Annotated in this window: 12 protein-coding genes and 5 pseudogenes; 9 read left to right on the top strand and 8 right to left on the bottom strand. The window is 71.6% G+C overall.

The genetic code is table 11. The annotated features are described in order from the left end of the window. Window positions 1-115 precede the first annotated feature (115 nt). The 3 genes from ABD335_RS07000 (at window position 116) to ABD335_RS06990 (ending at window position 4,026) form a co-directional block, all read left to right on the top strand. Entirely contained in the window at window positions 116-772 is a 657-nt protein-coding gene (locus tag ABD335_RS07000; RefSeq protein ID WP_344321216.1) for a nitroreductase family deazaflavin-dependent oxidoreductase, read from the top strand. 447 nt (window positions 773-1,219) lie between these two features. Next, on the top strand, window positions 1,220-2,374 hold the full coding sequence (locus tag ABD335_RS06995) for a cytochrome P450 (RefSeq protein ID WP_344321215.1): 1,155 nt from the start codon (window positions 1,220-1,222) through the stop codon (window positions 2,372-2,374). Window positions 2,375-3,252: 878 nt separating this feature from the next. Continuing rightward, on the top strand, window positions 3,253-4,026 hold the full coding sequence (locus tag ABD335_RS06990) for a class I SAM-dependent methyltransferase (RefSeq protein WP_344321214.1): 774 nt from the start codon (window positions 3,253-3,255) through the stop codon (window positions 4,024-4,026). Between the two features lie 40 nt (window positions 4,027-4,066). Here ABD335_RS06990 and ABD335_RS06985 read toward each other — a convergent pair. Continuing rightward, window positions 4,067-4,240 (bottom strand): annotated as a pseudogene (locus tag ABD335_RS06985) (IS5/IS1182 family transposase); the annotation flags it as partial. A gap of 184 nt (window positions 4,241-4,424) precedes the next feature. After that, window positions 4,425-4,715 carry a hypothetical protein gene (locus ABD335_RS06980; RefSeq protein ID WP_344321213.1) on the bottom strand — a complete coding sequence of 97 codons (291 nt, stop codon included), beginning with the start codon at window positions 4,713-4,715 and terminating at the stop codon, window positions 4,425-4,427. A 612-nt stretch (window positions 4,716-5,327) separates the two neighbouring features. On the opposite strand from ABD335_RS06980, the pseudogene ABD335_RS06975 reads away from it, so the two are divergent. The 4 genes and pseudogenes from ABD335_RS06975 to ABD335_RS06960 all read left to right on the top strand — a co-directional run. Beyond that, a pseudogene (locus ABD335_RS06975) lies at window positions 5,328-5,814 on the top strand (IS5/IS1182 family transposase); the annotation flags it as partial. 104 nt (window positions 5,815-5,918) lie between these two features. Next, entirely contained in the window at window positions 5,919-6,770 is an 852-nt protein-coding gene (locus ABD335_RS06970; protein WP_344321238.1) for a phosphotransferase enzyme family protein, read from the top strand. A 36-nt stretch (window positions 6,771-6,806) separates the two neighbouring features. Beyond that, a complete protein-coding gene (locus ABD335_RS06965) occupies window positions 6,807-6,992 on the top strand; it encodes a hypothetical protein (protein WP_344321212.1) in 186 nt (61 codons plus the stop codon). 80 nt (window positions 6,993-7,072) lie between these two features. Next, a pseudogene (locus ABD335_RS06960) lies at window positions 7,073-7,180 on the top strand (IS5/IS1182 family transposase); the annotation flags it as partial. A 394-nt stretch (window positions 7,181-7,574) separates the two neighbouring features. Here the strand turns inward: ABD335_RS06960 and ABD335_RS06955 are convergent. From ABD335_RS06955 to ABD335_RS06945, 3 genes are all read right to left on the bottom strand, one after another. Further along, a complete protein-coding gene (locus tag ABD335_RS06955; RefSeq protein WP_344321211.1) occupies window positions 7,575-8,057 on the bottom strand; it encodes a hypothetical protein in 483 nt (160 codons plus the stop codon). Next, entirely contained in the window at window positions 8,054-9,940 is a 1,887-nt protein-coding gene (locus tag ABD335_RS06950) for a glycoside hydrolase family 15 protein (RefSeq protein ID WP_344321210.1), read from the bottom strand. Before ABD335_RS06950 ends, ABD335_RS06955 begins: the two co-directional genes overlap by 4 nt. 88 nt (window positions 9,941-10,028) lie before the next feature. Beyond that, entirely contained in the window at window positions 10,029-10,841 is an 813-nt protein-coding gene (locus ABD335_RS06945; protein WP_425583559.1) for a helix-turn-helix transcriptional regulator, read from the bottom strand. A 181-nt stretch (window positions 10,842-11,022) separates the two neighbouring features. Here ABD335_RS06945 and ABD335_RS06940 point away from each other — a divergent pair. Together ABD335_RS06940 and folE are read left to right on the top strand one after the other, a co-directional pair. Further along, window positions 11,023-11,385, top strand: a pseudogene (locus ABD335_RS06940) (DUF2231 domain-containing protein); the annotation flags it as partial. A 39-nt stretch (window positions 11,386-11,424) separates the two neighbouring features. Next, window positions 11,425-12,078, top strand: a complete 654-nt coding sequence (folE, locus tag ABD335_RS06935) for a GTP cyclohydrolase I FolE (protein WP_344321208.1) — start codon at window positions 11,425-11,427, stop codon at window positions 12,076-12,078. 28 nt (window positions 12,079-12,106) lie between these two features. On the opposite strand, the pseudogene ABD335_RS06930 reads toward folE, so the two are convergent. The 3 genes and pseudogenes from ABD335_RS06930 to ABD335_RS06920 all read right to left on the bottom strand — a co-directional run. After that, window positions 12,107-12,355: pseudogene (locus tag ABD335_RS06930) on the bottom strand (transposase); the annotation flags it as partial. Next, on the bottom strand, window positions 12,352-13,200 hold the full coding sequence (locus ABD335_RS06925; RefSeq protein ID WP_344321207.1) for a putative RNA methyltransferase: 849 nt from the start codon (window positions 13,198-13,200) through the stop codon (window positions 12,352-12,354). The pseudogene ABD335_RS06930 and the gene ABD335_RS06925, both read right to left, overlap by 4 nt. Before the next feature lie 697 nt (window positions 13,201-13,897). Then, on the bottom strand, window positions 13,898-16,066 hold the full coding sequence (locus ABD335_RS06920; RefSeq protein WP_344321206.1) for a PBS lyase: 2,169 nt from the start codon (window positions 16,064-16,066) through the stop codon (window positions 13,898-13,900). Window positions 16,067-16,072 lie beyond the last annotated feature (6 nt).

Here is a 16,072-nt window from a genome sequence, read left to right as displayed (position 1 = left end):
TCGGCCGGACTCGCACCTTCCGGGCTCTGGCACCGCACCTGCTGACCCCTTCGACCTGGCATGTCACCGCCTCACCGGTGGACGCTTCCTGCCCAGCCGACTGTTCCTGCCGACCGTGCTGCTGACCACCACCGGCCACCGCACGCGCCGACCCCACTCCACCCCTCTGTGCGCCTTCCAGCACGACGACGGCAGTTGGCTCGTCATCGCCACGAACGTCGGACGCTCCCGCCACCCGGTCTGGAGCACCAACCTCCTCCACCACCCCCGCGCCACTGTGCACTGGCGCGGCCGCAGCGTGTACGTCACCGCCCGCCCCCTCACTCCTGCCGAGCAGCAGGCCGAACGGCCTCACATTCTCGCCGTGCTTCCCGTCTACGACCACTACGCCCGACTCGCCGCCCGGGACATCCGAGTGTTCCGCCTCGTTCCCCGTCCACGCCGAGAGCACGCCGCCTTCCGGCACCGTCCCGATGACAGTGAAGGCGCCGGGGCCGACGACCGAGATCCCGACGGCGGTCCGCACACAGTGCGCGAACCACCCGCGTACCTCTTCGGCTTGCGGCCGTGCGCCGGCCCGCGCACGAACACCGGACGCGAGTACGCCGGCGGGTTCGCGTCCTCGAGACGCGGCACATTCGCCCGGGACCCCGGCTCCACACGACCTCGTGGGCCGGCCTCGCACCGGGTGGTTTCAGACCTCAGGGGCAGCCAGTGGCATCGCTGTCCTTGGCCGGTTTCACCGGTTCACCCGGTTCCGCCATGTGAGTAGCGTCATGGCGCAAGAGGTGGGCCCATGGCCGACCGCATGCATATCAGTGGGCTTGACCACGCGCTCGGACGTGCGGTGGCGGGCCCAGAGGCGCGGGCCAGGCCGGACAGCGGAGACCACCGGCCGAGAGGAGGATCATCATGACCTGGATCACCGCCGGTCTTCGGGCGCTCAGCAGTGAGATGCGCGCACGCCGGCACGGATACTTCGTCGGATACGGGCGGCAGGACTGACGCCGGGCCGGACAGCGCAGAGCACCGCGCAGCGGGAGGACGACAATGTCGCGGGTCACCAGGGGCATCCAGGTGCTCAGCGGTGAAACGCGCGCTCGTCGCGACCAGTACGGCGACAGGCACGGGCACAAAGCCTGAACAGGCTCTCCGTGCGGGAGGGGATGCACGGCCGGATCCGTGCGTCCCCTCTCCTGTCAGACGGGCGGGAGATCTCGTGTTCTTGGACAGGCAGAGCCTGTGGCACCACCTTCGGCGATGGGAGAACCTGGCGGCGGACGCCGATGGTCCGCTCAGGCTCCGCTTCGGGACCCTCTTCGTCGCCGATGCGGACGCGGCCCGGGACGTGCTGGTCGATTCGGCTGACACATATCTGCCGCAGTCCGGGTTCTTCCGTCTCGGATCGACTCCCCTCCCCCAGACGCTGCGAGCCGAGGCGTCAGGCGAACTGCTCAAGGTTCTGGCCCGTCACGATCTCCACGCGTCGTTCGATATCGACTCCGCCATCCGCGAGGCGGGTGACCGCCGCGGCCGCCTGCGGCACCAGCGTTGGGGAGTCCGGGTGGTTCGGCGGTACTTCGCGCCGGTGATAGCACACCGGCGCCACAGTGAGATCAACTCTCTCGTCGATGCCTACGTGGCGTCGAGCATCGTCCCCGACGACATCGTCGGTCACGTGGTGCGGCGCTCCCACCGCTCGGTCCCCCTCATCCGGGCCGGATTCGCCGAACAGCTGGGGCGGCTGCCGGCACAGGGCGCCGACGCGCAGGATCTCGTCGACGTGGTGCTGCGCCTGCGCGGGGAACTGTCCCCGGCCGATCGCGCGCAGCTGCTGCAACGGCTCGTCCTCTCCACCGTCGGCTTCACCGGCGTGGCCCTCGAATGGGTGGTGCTGCTCGGCGTTCAGCACGGCTACAACGGCCCAACGGTACGACCGGAACAGGTCCGTTCCCTGGTCAAGGAGACGTTACGCCTCTATCCGACGGCGTGGCGTCTGGTCAGGGTGGCCGCCACTGATCACGAGATAGGCGGCGTCCCGGTTCACGAGGGCGAACACGTCCTGATCGGCACGCACGCGCTCCACCGGTCGGCGGCCGTGTGGGACGAGCCGCTGGATTTCCGTCCCACGCGCTGGGAGAAACCGACCGACGACCAGAAGCGGTCCTACCTTCCCTTCGGGAAGGGGAAAGGGATGTGCCCGGCGAACGGATTCGCGGTCAGGGCTCTGGAACATCTCGGCCACCTCGTCCTTCGCAACTACCGGGGGGACGTGCGGCTCCGGAGACGAAAGCCCCATGTCCGCACGCTCCTGGCACCGCCGGCGGGCTGGACCCGCCTCACCAGGGAGCCGCAGCCGGGCCGGCAGGACTGAGCCTCGGGTCCCCGCATCACGCGCGGCACGCGATCGCCTTCCGCACGCTGTGGGTGGTGCGGACCGCAGAGTAGACGTGGTCGTCCAAGCAGGTCTCCTGACGAAGTGATGGAGGTCAGGGCGCCCTCTCGTCAGGTGGTGCGTGAGAGGGAGGCTTTCCTCGGCAGGGGTTCGGCGTCACTGGCCGTTGCTCCTTCGGCTGTGGAACGCGCGGATCGAAACATCCATCCCGAGACCGGGTGACCTCCGAGTCGAATCGGCATGAGGACAGGACCTCCTGGCAGCTCAGGGGTTGCGAAACCGAACGAGCGCCAGGCGGCCCTGTTGACGCGGTTGTACGCCCCCGGACCGGGGAGTCCCCTTCGGTCACCGCGTCGCCGCCTCCCGCTCCAAGCCCTCCCATGCCGAAAGCCCCCAAAACGACGGCCGGGTCGCCGAGGCCGGCAGCACCGTGACCCCGAAGTGATCCACCGGCCCCCCACCAGCCGCTCGGGATCGGCGCGAGCAGACGGCCCGGCAGCGCCTGCGCCTCGTCCAGGACGATCACCGAGCCGGCCAGGTCGTGCAGGCGCCGCGTCCGCGCCGGCCGGTGAGAACAACGACTCGAACAGCCCGACCGTCGTGGTCACCACGGACGGCACGTCCCGGTTCGACGAAACCGCCCAGGACTCCGGAGCCGTGTACTTCAGGTCGGTGTCCAAGATGATCGGCCCGCCCAGACGGCCGCATCGCAGGCGACGCACAGCACCGCCCACCGCGCCCCGGCCCGCCGCACCGCGTCCCACGCCCCGGGCGCGGCCCTGGCCGTCGCCGCAGCCGGGTCCCGCGCGGTCTCCTCGGCCCTGTCCGGCGGACCACGTGACGACTAGGCTGCGACGATGGACCACGCAACCGACGTGCCCGAGAGTCTCGCCCGGCCTGCGGATCGGACCCGGGTGAACGACTACGACAGCTTCGCCGAGGCGTACGCGGCGGAGACCGAGAACAACCTCGTGAACGCGTACTACGCGCGGCCCGCGATGGTGGCCCTCGCCGGAGACGTGGCCGGCCGTCGGATCCTGGACGCCGGCTGCGGCTCGGGCCCCCTGTCCGCCGCACTGCGCGACCGCGGTGCGGTCGTCACCGGCATCGACGCCAGCGCCGGGATGCTGGCGCTGGCCAGGCGGCGGCTCGGCGACGACGTGGCCCTGCACCTGGTCGACCTGCGCGACCGCCTGCCGTTCGCCGACGGTGCGTTCGACGACGTGGTCGCGTCGCTGGTGCTGCACTACCTGGAGGACTGGGGGCCGACGCTGGCCGAGCTGCGGCGCGTGCTCAGGCCCGGCGGCCGGCTGATCGCGTCGGTGGACCACCCGTTCGTGGCCTACACCATCTCCGATCCTCGGCCCGACTACTTCGCGACCACCAGCTATGCCTTCGACTGGACGGTCAACGGCCAGTCCGTCCCGATGAGGTTCTGGCGCAGGCCGTTGCACGCGATGACCGATGCCTTCACCACCGCCGGCTTCCGTCTTTCCGTCATCAGCGAGCCGCAGCCCGACCCGGCCGCCCGTGAACTGTTCCCCGACGGCTTCCATGACCTCTCGACCAAAACCTGCTTCCTGTTCTTCGTCGTCGAGGTACCGCCGTCGGCTGCGGGCGCGGACGAGTAGCCAGTCGGCGGATCACGAGCGGAGCCGGCGTCGGGCCGGGGGCGACGATGACGGTGCCGTGGAAGACGTGGGCGCGTCTGTCGAAGCTCGTGGCCACGGCCCGGACGTTCTTCGGGGCGGTGACGGTCCGCTCCACTTCGTTTCTGCGCGTGTCGATCGTCTTGTCGAAGCCGACGGGTCGGCCGCCCTTGCCGCCACGGGCTTGCCGGTGGGCCCACACGATGGTGTCGGTCCACCGACACCGCCCGGCTCAGGTCCTCGTCCGTGTCCGCCCGGGCCGCCAGGGCGGCGACCGCCCCGCTGCGGCGTCCGGTCCGGGAGCAACGGCTCGATCCGCGCCCCTGCGCGTCGGCCGACGACACGCCCGGACCACCGATCAGACGATCGGGAGGGAGCGGCTACGCGCCGGCTGTGTCATCGGCCGGACCGGCAGACCTCCACCAGGCGATCACTCGGGCGGCCAGTGCTTCCGGCCCCGGGCCCAGAGGATCGAGACCGAAGTGGTCCTCCAGCTCGTGCCGCAGGAACTCACCGATCTCGGTCTGGTCGGCGCCGGCATGGAGCCGCTGAAGCAGAGGGGCGAGCATGCAGTCGTACTCGTCCTGCACGGCATCGGCGACGCCGATCGGATCCCACTCATTGAGCAAATGCCGCAGGTCGTTCTCGGTCGAGGTGCTCCAGGCTCTCATCGTCCCAGCCTGCCATCCGGAAACGACCACCATCACTCGCCCCTGCCCTGATCCAAACGGAGCTTCCCACGGGCTGTCTCGTAACTCTCATGGTCACGGCGTCGGCAGCGAGACTCGGTGAGCCGACGGTGAGAGGGCGCCCATCGCTGGTCGATCAGCCGAAGAGGAGGTCGACGTCCTTCTCCACGCAGAGCCGTAGGACAACCACCAACCGGCGGATGTCGTCGATGTGCCGTTGGAGGAGCGGATCGTTGCCCCCCCTCTTGCCACTGGTGAGCGATCTCCTCCAGGCGGGGCAGGATCGCGGCGCATTGGGCGGGCGTGAGGTCCGGGCCGTCGTCGTCCGGGTGGTCGAGGAGCGGTGTCAGCGTGGTGGAGACGTCGCTCCACGGGCGCTGTCCACCGAAGCCGCACATCCCGGAGAGGTCGAACCCCTCGGCCTGCGCCAATCGCCGCCGGAATGCGTTGAAGCCCGTGTAGGACCAGGAGACGTCCGGGCTGGTGATGTCTCCGTCTCCCGGGAACAGAACGAGCCCCACCACGTCCTCCTCGCTCATCGCGTACACAGGATCGGCCGTGGGGAAGGGCGGCGGCAAGTGGAATGATCTCCGTGTGGCTGGTGCGGGCACGGCGTCGGAGCCCTCCTGGGCAGCCCCGTTCACCGGGCCGAGCCCGCGCCGGTTCGCCCCGCTCTTTGGTATCTCGAAATCCGCGGCCGACCGCATCATCGATCACCTTGGACCGGCTCTCGCGCTCCGGCCACGTCGGTGATTCCGTACGGACACCGTGCCGATCGTGGACGGCACCCCGGTCCCCGCCCGCGACCACACCGTCGCCGAGCAGTCGAAGAACCACCGCTGCTCCACCCACCACCAGGTCGCCATCGATGTCGACCCCTCCCCCGGACTCCGTCCGGGGGACCCCCACGGTCGTCGCCGTCGGGAAGCCGGTGCCCGGCAACGCAGGCGACTGCCGGGTCCGGGAGGACTCCGGTGCCAAGGCGGCCGTCGGCACCACCTCCACGGTGATCGCGGGCGGCGGCTGTCGGGGCACCGGCCTGGTCGTTCCGCACCGCCGCCGGCGCCAGGGAGAGGCCCCTGCCCGTCGCACCACCGCGGCTCTCCATCGACCACTTGGTATGGTGCACAGGTTGCACCGCTTGGAGAGCCATGGCAGCGCCCAAGGGAGAGGGGCCGGGTGACGATGCAGGCGTCAGAGGTCCCACGTGCGGTGGCCGCGGCCATGTCGACCGCCTCATCGCTTGGCCTGACAGTCGACGACGCGATCGTTCTTCATGACTCGAACAAGCTCACTCTGCGTCTGCTGCCTTGTGACGTCGTGGCCCGTGTGGCACCCGTAGCGCATCAGGTCGCACAGTTCGAAGTCGAGCTTGCCCAGCGGCTCGCCGAATCCGGGTGCCCTGTGGCCGCCCTCGAGCCTCGTGTGGAGCCACGCGTCCATGAGCGTGATGGCTTCGTGGTCACGCTGTGGACCTACTACGCCCCCGTGACACCTCGAGAGGTCTCACCAGCCGATTACGCCAATGCGCTCGAGCGGCTGCATACCGGCATGCGCAAGCTCGACGTCCCGGCGCCGCGCTTCACGGATCGAGTCGAGCAGGCTCGACAACTCGTGGCGGACCGCGACCGCACTCCGGCGCTCGCCGACGCGGACCGGGAGCTGCTCGGCGACACGTTACGAAGCCTGAGACGAGTGATCGGCGAGCGCGGCGGCGCCGAGCAGCTGCTGCACGGCGAGCCGCACCCGGGCAACGTGCTCACCACGAAGAACGGGCTGCTGTTCATAGACCTTGAGACGTGTTGCCGTGGGCCCGTCGAATTCGACCTCGCCCACGCGCCCGAAGAAGTCAGCGAGCACTACCCGGGTGTCAATCAGGACTTGCTGCGCGCGTGCCGGATCCTCGTGCCGGCGATGATCACAACGTGGCGCTGGGATCGAGGCGACCAACTTCCAAACGGGCGCCGGCTGGGCACCGAGTGGCTCGGCCGGCTCCGAGCGGCACTCGATCGCAACGGCCTGGATATCCATGGCTGATCGCTGACCTTCGAGGTCGTGGTCGGCCGGCGGTTGATGTCGGGATCCACCGCGGGCAGGGTCCGCGACGCGATCCACCAGGTCAACGCCGACGGCTTCGATTCGCCCCACCCGACGTACAAGAGCGGTCGACCCAGAACGTTCACCCCGGCCGAGCACCGTGAGATCAGGAAGGTCGCCACGTCCAAGCCGGTCGAGCACGGCCTGCCGTTTCCGACCTGAAGCCTGGCCAAGCCGGCCGACTCCCTGGTCGCGGTGCGCGATCGGCTCCGTGAGCCTCCGGGCGGCAAAGGAGGCCCCTGACCGGACCGAATCCGATCGACCGCGGCAAGAGCGGGGCGAAGGTCCACCTGATCTGCGACCGCACCGGACTGCCGCTGTCGCCGGGCGTCTCGGCGGCCAACCTCCACGGCGGGGCTCGCACCTGTGGTTCCGCTGCCTGCCCCGGACACACAGAAAGGCCCTGCCCCGGACAGCGTCCGGAGCAGGGCCTTTCGTCGAGCGCTGGGCAGGCCTCGCACCTGCATCTCCCCGCGGGAAGCGAGGCGTCTTTCCTTGGACCACCAACGCGCGGTACACCGCCCGCAGTTCGGCGGCGCATCCAAGATCCAGTATAGCGCAGCCGGCATCCGGTGGATCTTCGCCTCGGGCTCTCCCCCGCGCCGCCGGGCGCTCGGCATGGATCTGCGCATGGATCCGCGTCCCAGACCGGCCCTCGCCGGACAGCGGCTCCGTCCGCCGCTCGGTCACCGTCGAGCCGGAATTGCGGACCGGGCCGGGGTGAGTCCCGGCGGCCGGCGCTCCTCAGCCTGGCCATGAGGTGAAGCCTCCGACGACGGCGCCGTAGGCGAGGTGTGCGGCGAGGGTGACCACGGGTGTGCCGGGGCCGTAGTTGAGCATGAGGAAGCCGGGCGGTTCGAGCAGCGCCACCTCCGGAGCGCTGGTTTGGGATGTGCCCATGCGCGGGTGGACGAGGGGCAGAAGGATGTTGACCAGGGCGGTGGCGGCGAACAGTCCGTGGACGAGGCCGAAGACGGTGCCCAGCCACCAGCTGCTGTATCCGATGGCGGCGAAGACGGCGTAGTAGAACAGGGCGAAGATCTGGCCGTTGACGAAGTGGGCCCCGTAGCCGAGCGCCTTGGCGCGTGCCCGGTCGCCGGTGAAGGCGGTGCCGAGCAGGAACGGCAGGTCGATGCGGGTGAGGCCGAGTTCGTTGGCCGCACGCAGTCCTGTGGTCAGGATCAGGGTGCCGACGAACCCGCCCGCCAGTGCGGCCCAGATGCTCATCGTGCGGCCTCCTCGATCGCGCAGGCGGCGCTGATCAGGGCCAGGTGGGACAGGCCCTGGGGCAGGTTGCCGAGGAAAGCGCCGGTGGAGGGGTCGATTTCCTCGCTGTAGAGGCCGACGTCGTTGGCCAGTGCGAGGAGCTGCTCCATGAGGCGGACGGCGTCCTCGACGCGCCCGCACCGGGCGAGGGCCTCGGCGAGCCAGAAGGAGCAGGCGAGGAAGCTGCCCTCGTTGCCGGGGAGGCCGTCGCGGCCGAGGTAGCGGTGGACGTGGGGGCCGTCCCGGAGGATCCGCTGGACGGCGGCGACGGTGCGGTCCATGCGCGGGTCGCCGGGTGGGCGGTAGCCGTGGAGCAGGCCGAGCAGCAGGCCGGCGTCGAGCTCGCCGCTGCCGGCGGAGCGCACGTAGCTGTCGAGCCGCGGGCTGAAGCAGCGGTCTTCGACGAACTCGGCGACGGCCTGCCGCTCGCGCCGCCAGCGGGCCGCGTGCCGGTCGGGAATCAGCCGCCGCCGTGCCAGGTCCAGGGCTCGGTCCAACGCGACCCAGCACATCATCTTGGACTGGGTGAAGTGCTCGGGGGCGCTGCGCACCTCCCAGATGCCCGCGTCGGGCCGCCGCCAGGCGGCGCAGACGAAGTCGGCGGTCTGTGCGAGCCTGCGGGCGATGTCGGCGTCGAACCGCCGGCCTCCTTCGGCGGCGTACAGCCAGGCGGTCTGCAGCAGTTCCCCGTAGGTGTCGAGCTGCAACTGGTCGGAGGCGGCGTTGCCGACGCGCACCGGTGCCGAGTCCCGGTACCCCGACAGGGGGAGCGTCCGTTCGGGGGCGCGGCTGCCGCCGTCGAGGCGGTACAGGACGCGCAGGCGGGGGTGGGTGAGCTGGGAGGCGTGCATGAGCCACCAGAAGTAGCCGGTCGCTTCCGGTGAGCAGCCCAGCTCCAGGAAGGCGTCCAGGGTGAAGGCGGAGTCGCGGATCCAGCTGAAGCGGTAGTCCCAGTTGCGTTCCCCGCCGAGTTCTTCGGGAAGTGAGCAGGTCGCCGCCGCGGCGACCGCTCCGGAGGGGGCGTGGACCAGCAGTTTGAGGGCGAGTGCGCTGCGCAGTACCGCGTCGGGCCACGGTCCGGTGTAGGTGCGGTCGTCGGTCCACCGCCGCCAGGTGGCGGCGGTGTGGTCCAGGCGGGCCTCGCACTCGGCGCGGGTGGGGAGGACCAGCGGCTCCTGGAACGCGTACGCCAGCGCGATCAGCGCCCGGGTACCGGCATCGGCCCGGAAACGGGACGCGACGCCGTCGACGGTGTGTTGCGGCTCTCCCGCGTCCCAGGAGCAGACCGCGACCGCTTCGGGACCGAGGGCGGCCACCGGAACACCCGAACGGCGTGCCGGGCGCGGGGCGCGGGTGCCGTAGTCGAAGCGCGGCCGGACGCTCCAGCGCAGCGGGACGCTGCCCGAGAGGCCCTCGATCCGTCGGACCAGTTCCCGCGCCGGCGCCAGAGAGGCGTCCGGGACGGTCAGCGCGTCGGTCAGCCGGACCGTGCCGCGTGCCGTGGTGAACGTCGTCTCCAGCACGTTGGTGCCGGGCAGGTAGCGGTGGGCCGCGGCGTAGGGCACGTCGGGTCGGAGCGCGAACCGTCCCCCGCGGACGTGATCGAGCACGGCGGCGAACAGGGTGGGTGAGTCCATGTCGGGCCAGGCCAGCCAGTCCACCGAACCGTCACGGGCGACGAGCGCGGTGGAGCGGCCGTCCCCGATCACGGCGTAGTCCCGCAGTTCCGCGTACCCGTCCACCCGTGCCGGCTGCGCGGCGGCGTCGAACGGCTCCGCCTGTTCCCGGCGGCGCCTGTTCGGCTCCGGCGGTGTGCGGTCCGATCCGAGAGGTGCGGCTGTCATTCGAGAAGCCCCCTTCCGGTGCCACCGGTCGGATCAGGGTGGGCGAGGAGGTCGGTCGGAGGTACGCCGTCGCATCACGCGATGCCCTCTACGGTGCGCCGCCCGTGTCGTCCCCGGGTGGGACGCAGGTCTCCTTCGCGCAGGTCCCGGCGGTGGGACCGGGCGCGCCGCGGTCGCCGGACGCGGCGCGCAGCTCCACACAGCAGCGGCCCGGGCTGGGAGCGAGGACCGCGTCGATACCGGCGGCCTGCAATCCGGTGAGGAACCCGTCGAGGAAGGCGTGGTTGATCCCGCACACCAGCTCGGGGGATCGGGCGGCGAGGGGGTGGAAGGGGCAGTTGAGCAGCCGCAGCTCGGTCGGGGCCTGACGGTCGGGCTCGAAGCCGTGTTGCTCCAGCACGGACTCGGTGAGGGTGAGCGAGCGTTCGGGTCCCAGCCGGCCGGGACGGTTGCGGGCGCGTGTCGCGGCCCCGAGTTCCTCGCCCCGGTGGCGTGCCGTGCGCAGGGCGGCGGACCGCGGGTCCTCACCCGGCTCGTGGTCGACGACCGCGTCGATGAGGATTTCCGCGAGTACGTCGGGACGACGCTCGGGGATGCTGATGAGGATGTCGGTGTCGGTCGGCTCGTAGACCTTGGGCCTGCGTCCGACCCTGCGGATACCGCCCGGACGGTCGTAGCGGGAACGCAGCAGTCCCGCCGCGACGAGCTTGTCCAGGTGGAAAGCGGCCAGTTTGGTCGAGATCCCGGCGTCGCCGGCCACCTCCTCCCGGGTCACCGGCCGATGGGCACGCCGTATGAAGGCGTACATCCTGCGGCGCAGCTCGTCCGCGAGGACCGAGACCGCTTCCACGCCCGCCACGGCGGAGGGCGGAGACGAAGCCGGAGTCAGGTCGGAGGTCACGTTCCCACAGTAACGCCAATCAGGGCAGACGTAACTTGCCGAGCTCTCCGGGATCCCCCTGCCACTTGACCCACCGGTCGAATAAGACCAATACTCGTTGGTGAAATAGCCCGGAGAGGAAGCGCCATGCCCAGCGCATCGCAACAGCGGGCGAAGGAACCGGTCAGCGCCGCACTCGCCGGCCCCTACGGCCATCGGCCTCGTCCACATGACGCCGAGCCTGCTGGTGACCGCCGCCTACACGGGCAACTTCCCGTGGCGGCAGACGGGGAACGGACCGTCCGACCGTGTCGGAGGGGGACGGCTCGCCCTCGACACCGTGGCACCGGCCGTGCTCGGCACCTCGGGATTCCCGGGCGGCGAACTCGCCTACCGCTACGGCGTCCGGGTCGCGGACGAGGCGACCCGGGCCGAAGGTTTCGCCCCCCGTCCACCGCGGGTCGGGACACCGCGCCCGCCGACACGGCCGTCTCCCCCCTCGGCGCACCCGCACCCGGCCTCCACAACCATCGCCAGGAGTTCTCCATGGACATCGCCGCACTGATCACCTGGGTGATCACCGCGCTCGGGACCGGTGAGTGACATGACGCAGCGCCTCGAGACCACCCCGCCCACGGCCCCGGACGCTTCCCGGGCGCCGATACCGGCGCCCGCCGCCCTGCGGGTGGTCCCCGACGCGAAGGAACCGGATCTGGCGGCGGCCGAACTCGCCGCCGAGCGGTTCCTGGAGGCCCTCGGCATCGGCACCGATTCCGAGAGCCTGCGCGGCACACCCGGCCGGATGGCCCGCGCCTACGCCGAACTGTTCCGTCCCCGCCCCTTCGACCTGACCACCTTCCCCAACGACGAGGGATACGACGAACTGGTCCTCGCCCGCGGCATCCCCCTGCGGTCCGTCTGCGAGCACCACCTTCTGCCGTTCGTCGGTACCGCCCACATCGGCTACCTCCCCGGTCGGCGGATCCTGGGCCTGTCGAAACTCGCCCGCGTCCTGGAGCACTTCGCCTGCCGCCCCCAGGTACAGGAACGTCTCACCAAACAGGTCGCCGACTGGCTCCACACCCATCTGGAGCCCAAGGGGGTCGGCGTCGTGATCCAGGCCGAACACACCTGCATGACCCTGCGCGGCGTCCAGGCCACCGGTGCCACCACCATGACCTCCACGCTCCTGGGCCTGCTGCGCAGCGATGCCCGATCACGCGGCGAGTTCCTCGCCCTGACCGGTCTGCCCCGCTGACCGGCAGAGGACGTCGGGGCTGCGCCGAAACCGTGTCCCAGGTGCCGTCAGCCGCCCACCCGCGATGGCGTTTCCGCACCGTTTGCCGGGGCCCGAACGTCTCGCGGGGTGGATCTCTCCGGAGGATTCCGGCGCGGTACCGGTGGATGCTCCCTTCGATGACGCGACGGTGGTCGGCGAACGGACGCCCTGCCTTCCCCCCGTCGCGGGGAAGGCAGGGCACCAGGCGTGCCCACTGCTCGTCGGTCGGCGGGCGCGTGCGCCCGCCCGTGGTCACCGAGGCCGGTAGGCGGTGGCCAGCACGGAGACGGTGACCTGGTCGGGCAAGAGGCCGTCATCCAGGTCTGCGCGGCTCACGTGGCGGGCGCTCGGCGTCATGCTCACCAGGTCCAAAGCCTCCGGCCCGGCCAGTGCCGTGGAGTACTCCACCTGTTCGGTGACGACGGCCTCGAAGAAGGGGGCCAACGCCCGGTGCAGGCGCTGTTCCTTGGCCGGGTCGACGGTGACCATCCCGGGCACCCGGCCGCGCAGCTCGGCCAGGTGCCGCCCGGTGGGACGGACCACGACCAACCGACCGGCCGGGCGGAGCACTCGGTGGAATTCGGCCGGATTGCGCGGGGAGAACACGTCGAGCACGACGTCGGCCACGGCATCGGCCAACGGGAAGGGACGGAAGACGTCCCACGTCGCGGCGGCGGCTCGTGCATGGGCTCGGGCCGCCGAGCGCAGTGCGCGCACCGACGTGTCCAGGCCCAGCCCTCGGGCGCCGGGCAGCCGGTCGAGTACGCCGGCGAGGTAGTAGCCCGTGCCGCACCCGACGTCCACGACCGTGGCCTGCTCGGACACGGAGTCGGCCGCCAGGCGGGCCACGGCTTCGCGGATGGGCGCGTACCTGCCGGCGGACAGGAACCGGTCCCGCGCCTGGGCCATGGCCGTGTCGTCCCCGCTGGTGGCGCGGGTGCCTGTCAGCAGGCTGACGTAGCCGTGGCGGGCGATGTCGAAGGTATGGGTCGCCGGGCAGCGCAGTGCGCCGCGGTCAGGGCGCAGGCGACGTGCGCGGCATGTGGGGCAACGCAGCAGATCGAGGGAGAGTTCGAGGGCAGGGGAAAGCGACACAGGCACTCCTGGCAAGGTGACGGGGAGAGACCGTGCCCGCATGCGAGCCCAGAGGTCACCGCACAGACGGAGCAGCGCTGGGAGCGTGGTTCACACGGCAGGCACGCCAAGGAGGGCGATGCCGGATGGCGTCGCCCTCAATGTCCTCCGGTCACAGGAAGCAGTAGTGCGGGGTGCTCGTGAATGCCACGTCATGAGTCTACGAGCATCGGCGGCGGCCCCCTCACACCTGTGCGCCGCCGAAGTGCGTCAGGAGACACGCCTTGGCCGGGCGAGACGGCAAGCGACCGAGGCCCCCACCACGCCGGCACCGACGACCAGGGTCTCCTCGGTGGCCGTGAACCCCCTCGCCGTCCTCACCCCCGATTCACGCTCCCCCGGCCGGGCCCCGAGCCGCGCCTCGGGGCCACTCGGCGAGGAATCGTCGACCACGGGCGACAGACGTTCGAGCGTTCGGGGGATCCGGCGACAAACGGCCCGGTGGCTGCGGCGGATCCGGCAGGTCGTCCCCCGGCACGCCTGCTCGTGCTGCCGGGTCGGGACGAATGGCATCCCGGGCGGCGGGTTCCGGGCGCTCCGCCGCCCACGCGGTCCCGGGTACTGGGCGACGCCCCGCTTGGCACACTTTTCCGTGCCATCGGGCGGGCCATCGGGCGGGGCGCGCGTCCGCCCCGCCGTCCGCTTCGGGGCCCGTGACCACCCGTCAGTGCCCGTCGGCGGCCTGCGAGGTCCGTTCCAGAACACGGCGGCACGCCCGCAGCAGCGCCTCGTCCTCGGCGACGTCGTAGGGGCTGCTGCGGCCGGGTTCGAAGGTGTGGCGGCGGGTCTCGGCGAGTTCGGCGCGCAGCAGCGGTGCCGCCGGCGCGGCGGCGGCACCCATCTCCACCAGGCCGTCGGCGATTCGCCCGCGGATGTGGACGTTCTCCTCCCACACCGCGCACAGGACCGGCAGGACGGTCCCGGCGTCCCGCGCCACCCGCCACAGGGCGGTCGCGGTGTCGATCCGCGTCCGCAGGTGGTCCTCCTCCGCGAGCAGCCGGCGCAGCCGCGGCGCGGCTCCCGCGGCGGCGGACCCGACACCTCCCAGCGCCACGACGGCCTCGTACCGGGGTCCCGGGTCATCTCCGTCGAACACGGCGTACAGCGCGGGCAGGACGGTCCCGCCGTCGCCCTCCACCGCCCACAGCGCCGCGGCGGCGGCGACGGCCGTCCTGGCGTCCGTGCCGGGGTCGGACAGCAGCGCCCGCAGGTGCGGCCCGGCCTCGCGCGCGGCGGGCCCGAAGCTCGCGATGGCGTTCAGGGCCGCCCGGCGGATCTGGTCGCCCCGCCATCCCGACGCCTCGCGCACCACGCGCAGCACCTCCGGAAGGGCGTCGGCGGAGCGGAGCGCGGTCAGGCCGGAGAGCAGGGGTGTGACCCGGTCGTACGCGTCCTCGTCGAGCGGGTCCTCGGCCAGCCGGCGGCGCAGCAGGGGTACGAGCGGGGCGCCGTGTTCGCCGAAACCGCCCGAGTCGCCGATCAACCGTCCCAGGCCGTGGGGGACTTCGGGTCCTTCCAGCGCGGCGGCCAGGTACGGCACGGCGCGCGGATCGCCCAGCCGGGCGAGTGCCTCCAGCACACCGCCGACCGCCGCGCCGCCGGACGGCCACGTCACGACGCCCCCGTCCGGGTCCGCCGCCACGCACGCCGCCAGGTGGTCGGCGATGGGCCCGGTCAGGCCGGTGAAGTCCTTCAGCACGGCGGTGGCGGCCTTCCTCACCTCGGGCTCGGGGTCGGCGAGCGCCCGCCCGATCAGCTCCACCACCTCCCCGTACGATCCGCGCCGGCAGCGGACCACGAGGGAGCTCATCCAGACGGCGTCCTCGCGCTCGCCCGGGTCGGGTGACCGGAGTTGGTGGACGGTCAGCTCGATCCGCTCGGCCACCCGGTCGCCCAGGGCCTCGTGCAGGGTGCGCAGCAGGGGCACGGTGTTCACGGCGGCGCCCATCGCGTTCGCCCTGGCCGCGTGCACCCGGTCGAGCAGTCCGGTGACTGTGGGCACGATCTCGGCGGGAAGCCGCTCGGGGGCGCAGCGTCCCAGCCGGGCGAGGGCCGCGAGCCGCTCGGCGGGGTCGGTTCCGTCCTGCCGGAGCCCGTCGAGCAGTGCGACGGCTTCGTTCCTCACCTCGCTGTTCCGCAGGGCGAGTTCGGCCGCCTCCCGCACCAGCGCCGACCGGACCTCGCCGTCCGGCTCCAGCGACAGCCGCTCCCGGAGCACCGACAGGACGTGCCGTTCGTCGTCGTGCAGCCTGACCAGTGCGGCCGGCACCGCCCGGCGCACTCCGGGGTCGGCGTCGTCCGCCAGGGAGAGGAGGGTGCCGATCCCGGTGCGGACGGCGGCGTTCGCCGCCCGATGGGCGGCCCACCAGGACCTCGGGTCCACCTCCTCGAAGTCGTCCTCGTCGTCCTCGTCGTCTTCCTCGTCGTCGTCTTCCTCGCCGTTCTGGAGATCCTGGACGTCCTGGGCGTCCCTGTCGACCGCGTGCTCTTCCTCCGCGATGTTCTCCCCGGAGTCCTCCGGGCCTTCCGGATTCCCGGCGCTCGCGAGGCCCTCGACGGTGAACTCCCAGATGGAGGCGATCAGCTCGATCACCTTGCCGCGGTCGCCGATGGCGGGATCGGCGATCAGCTCGAACAGGAACGGGATGCAGGCCAGCGTGGAGTCGTACACGCCCCCCTGGTGGTGTACGACGCCGTACATGCCCTTCAAGGCGGCCTCGCGCTCCGCCGGATCGTCGGAGGCGAGCCCCAGCAACAGCTCGGGCACGTCCTTCGCCCGGCCGTACGCGTGGCGCATCGATCCCCAGTCGATCTTCCGCAGCCCTTCCGGCATGGTGCT

This window comes from Streptomyces macrosporus (assembly GCF_039533145.1).
Classification (GTDB): Bacteria; Actinomycetota; Actinomycetes; order Streptomycetales; family Streptomycetaceae; genus Streptomyces; species Streptomyces macrosporus.
The sequence above is the reverse complement of the archived record's forward strand: the minus strand, read 5'-3'. Positions and strand labels throughout refer to the sequence as shown.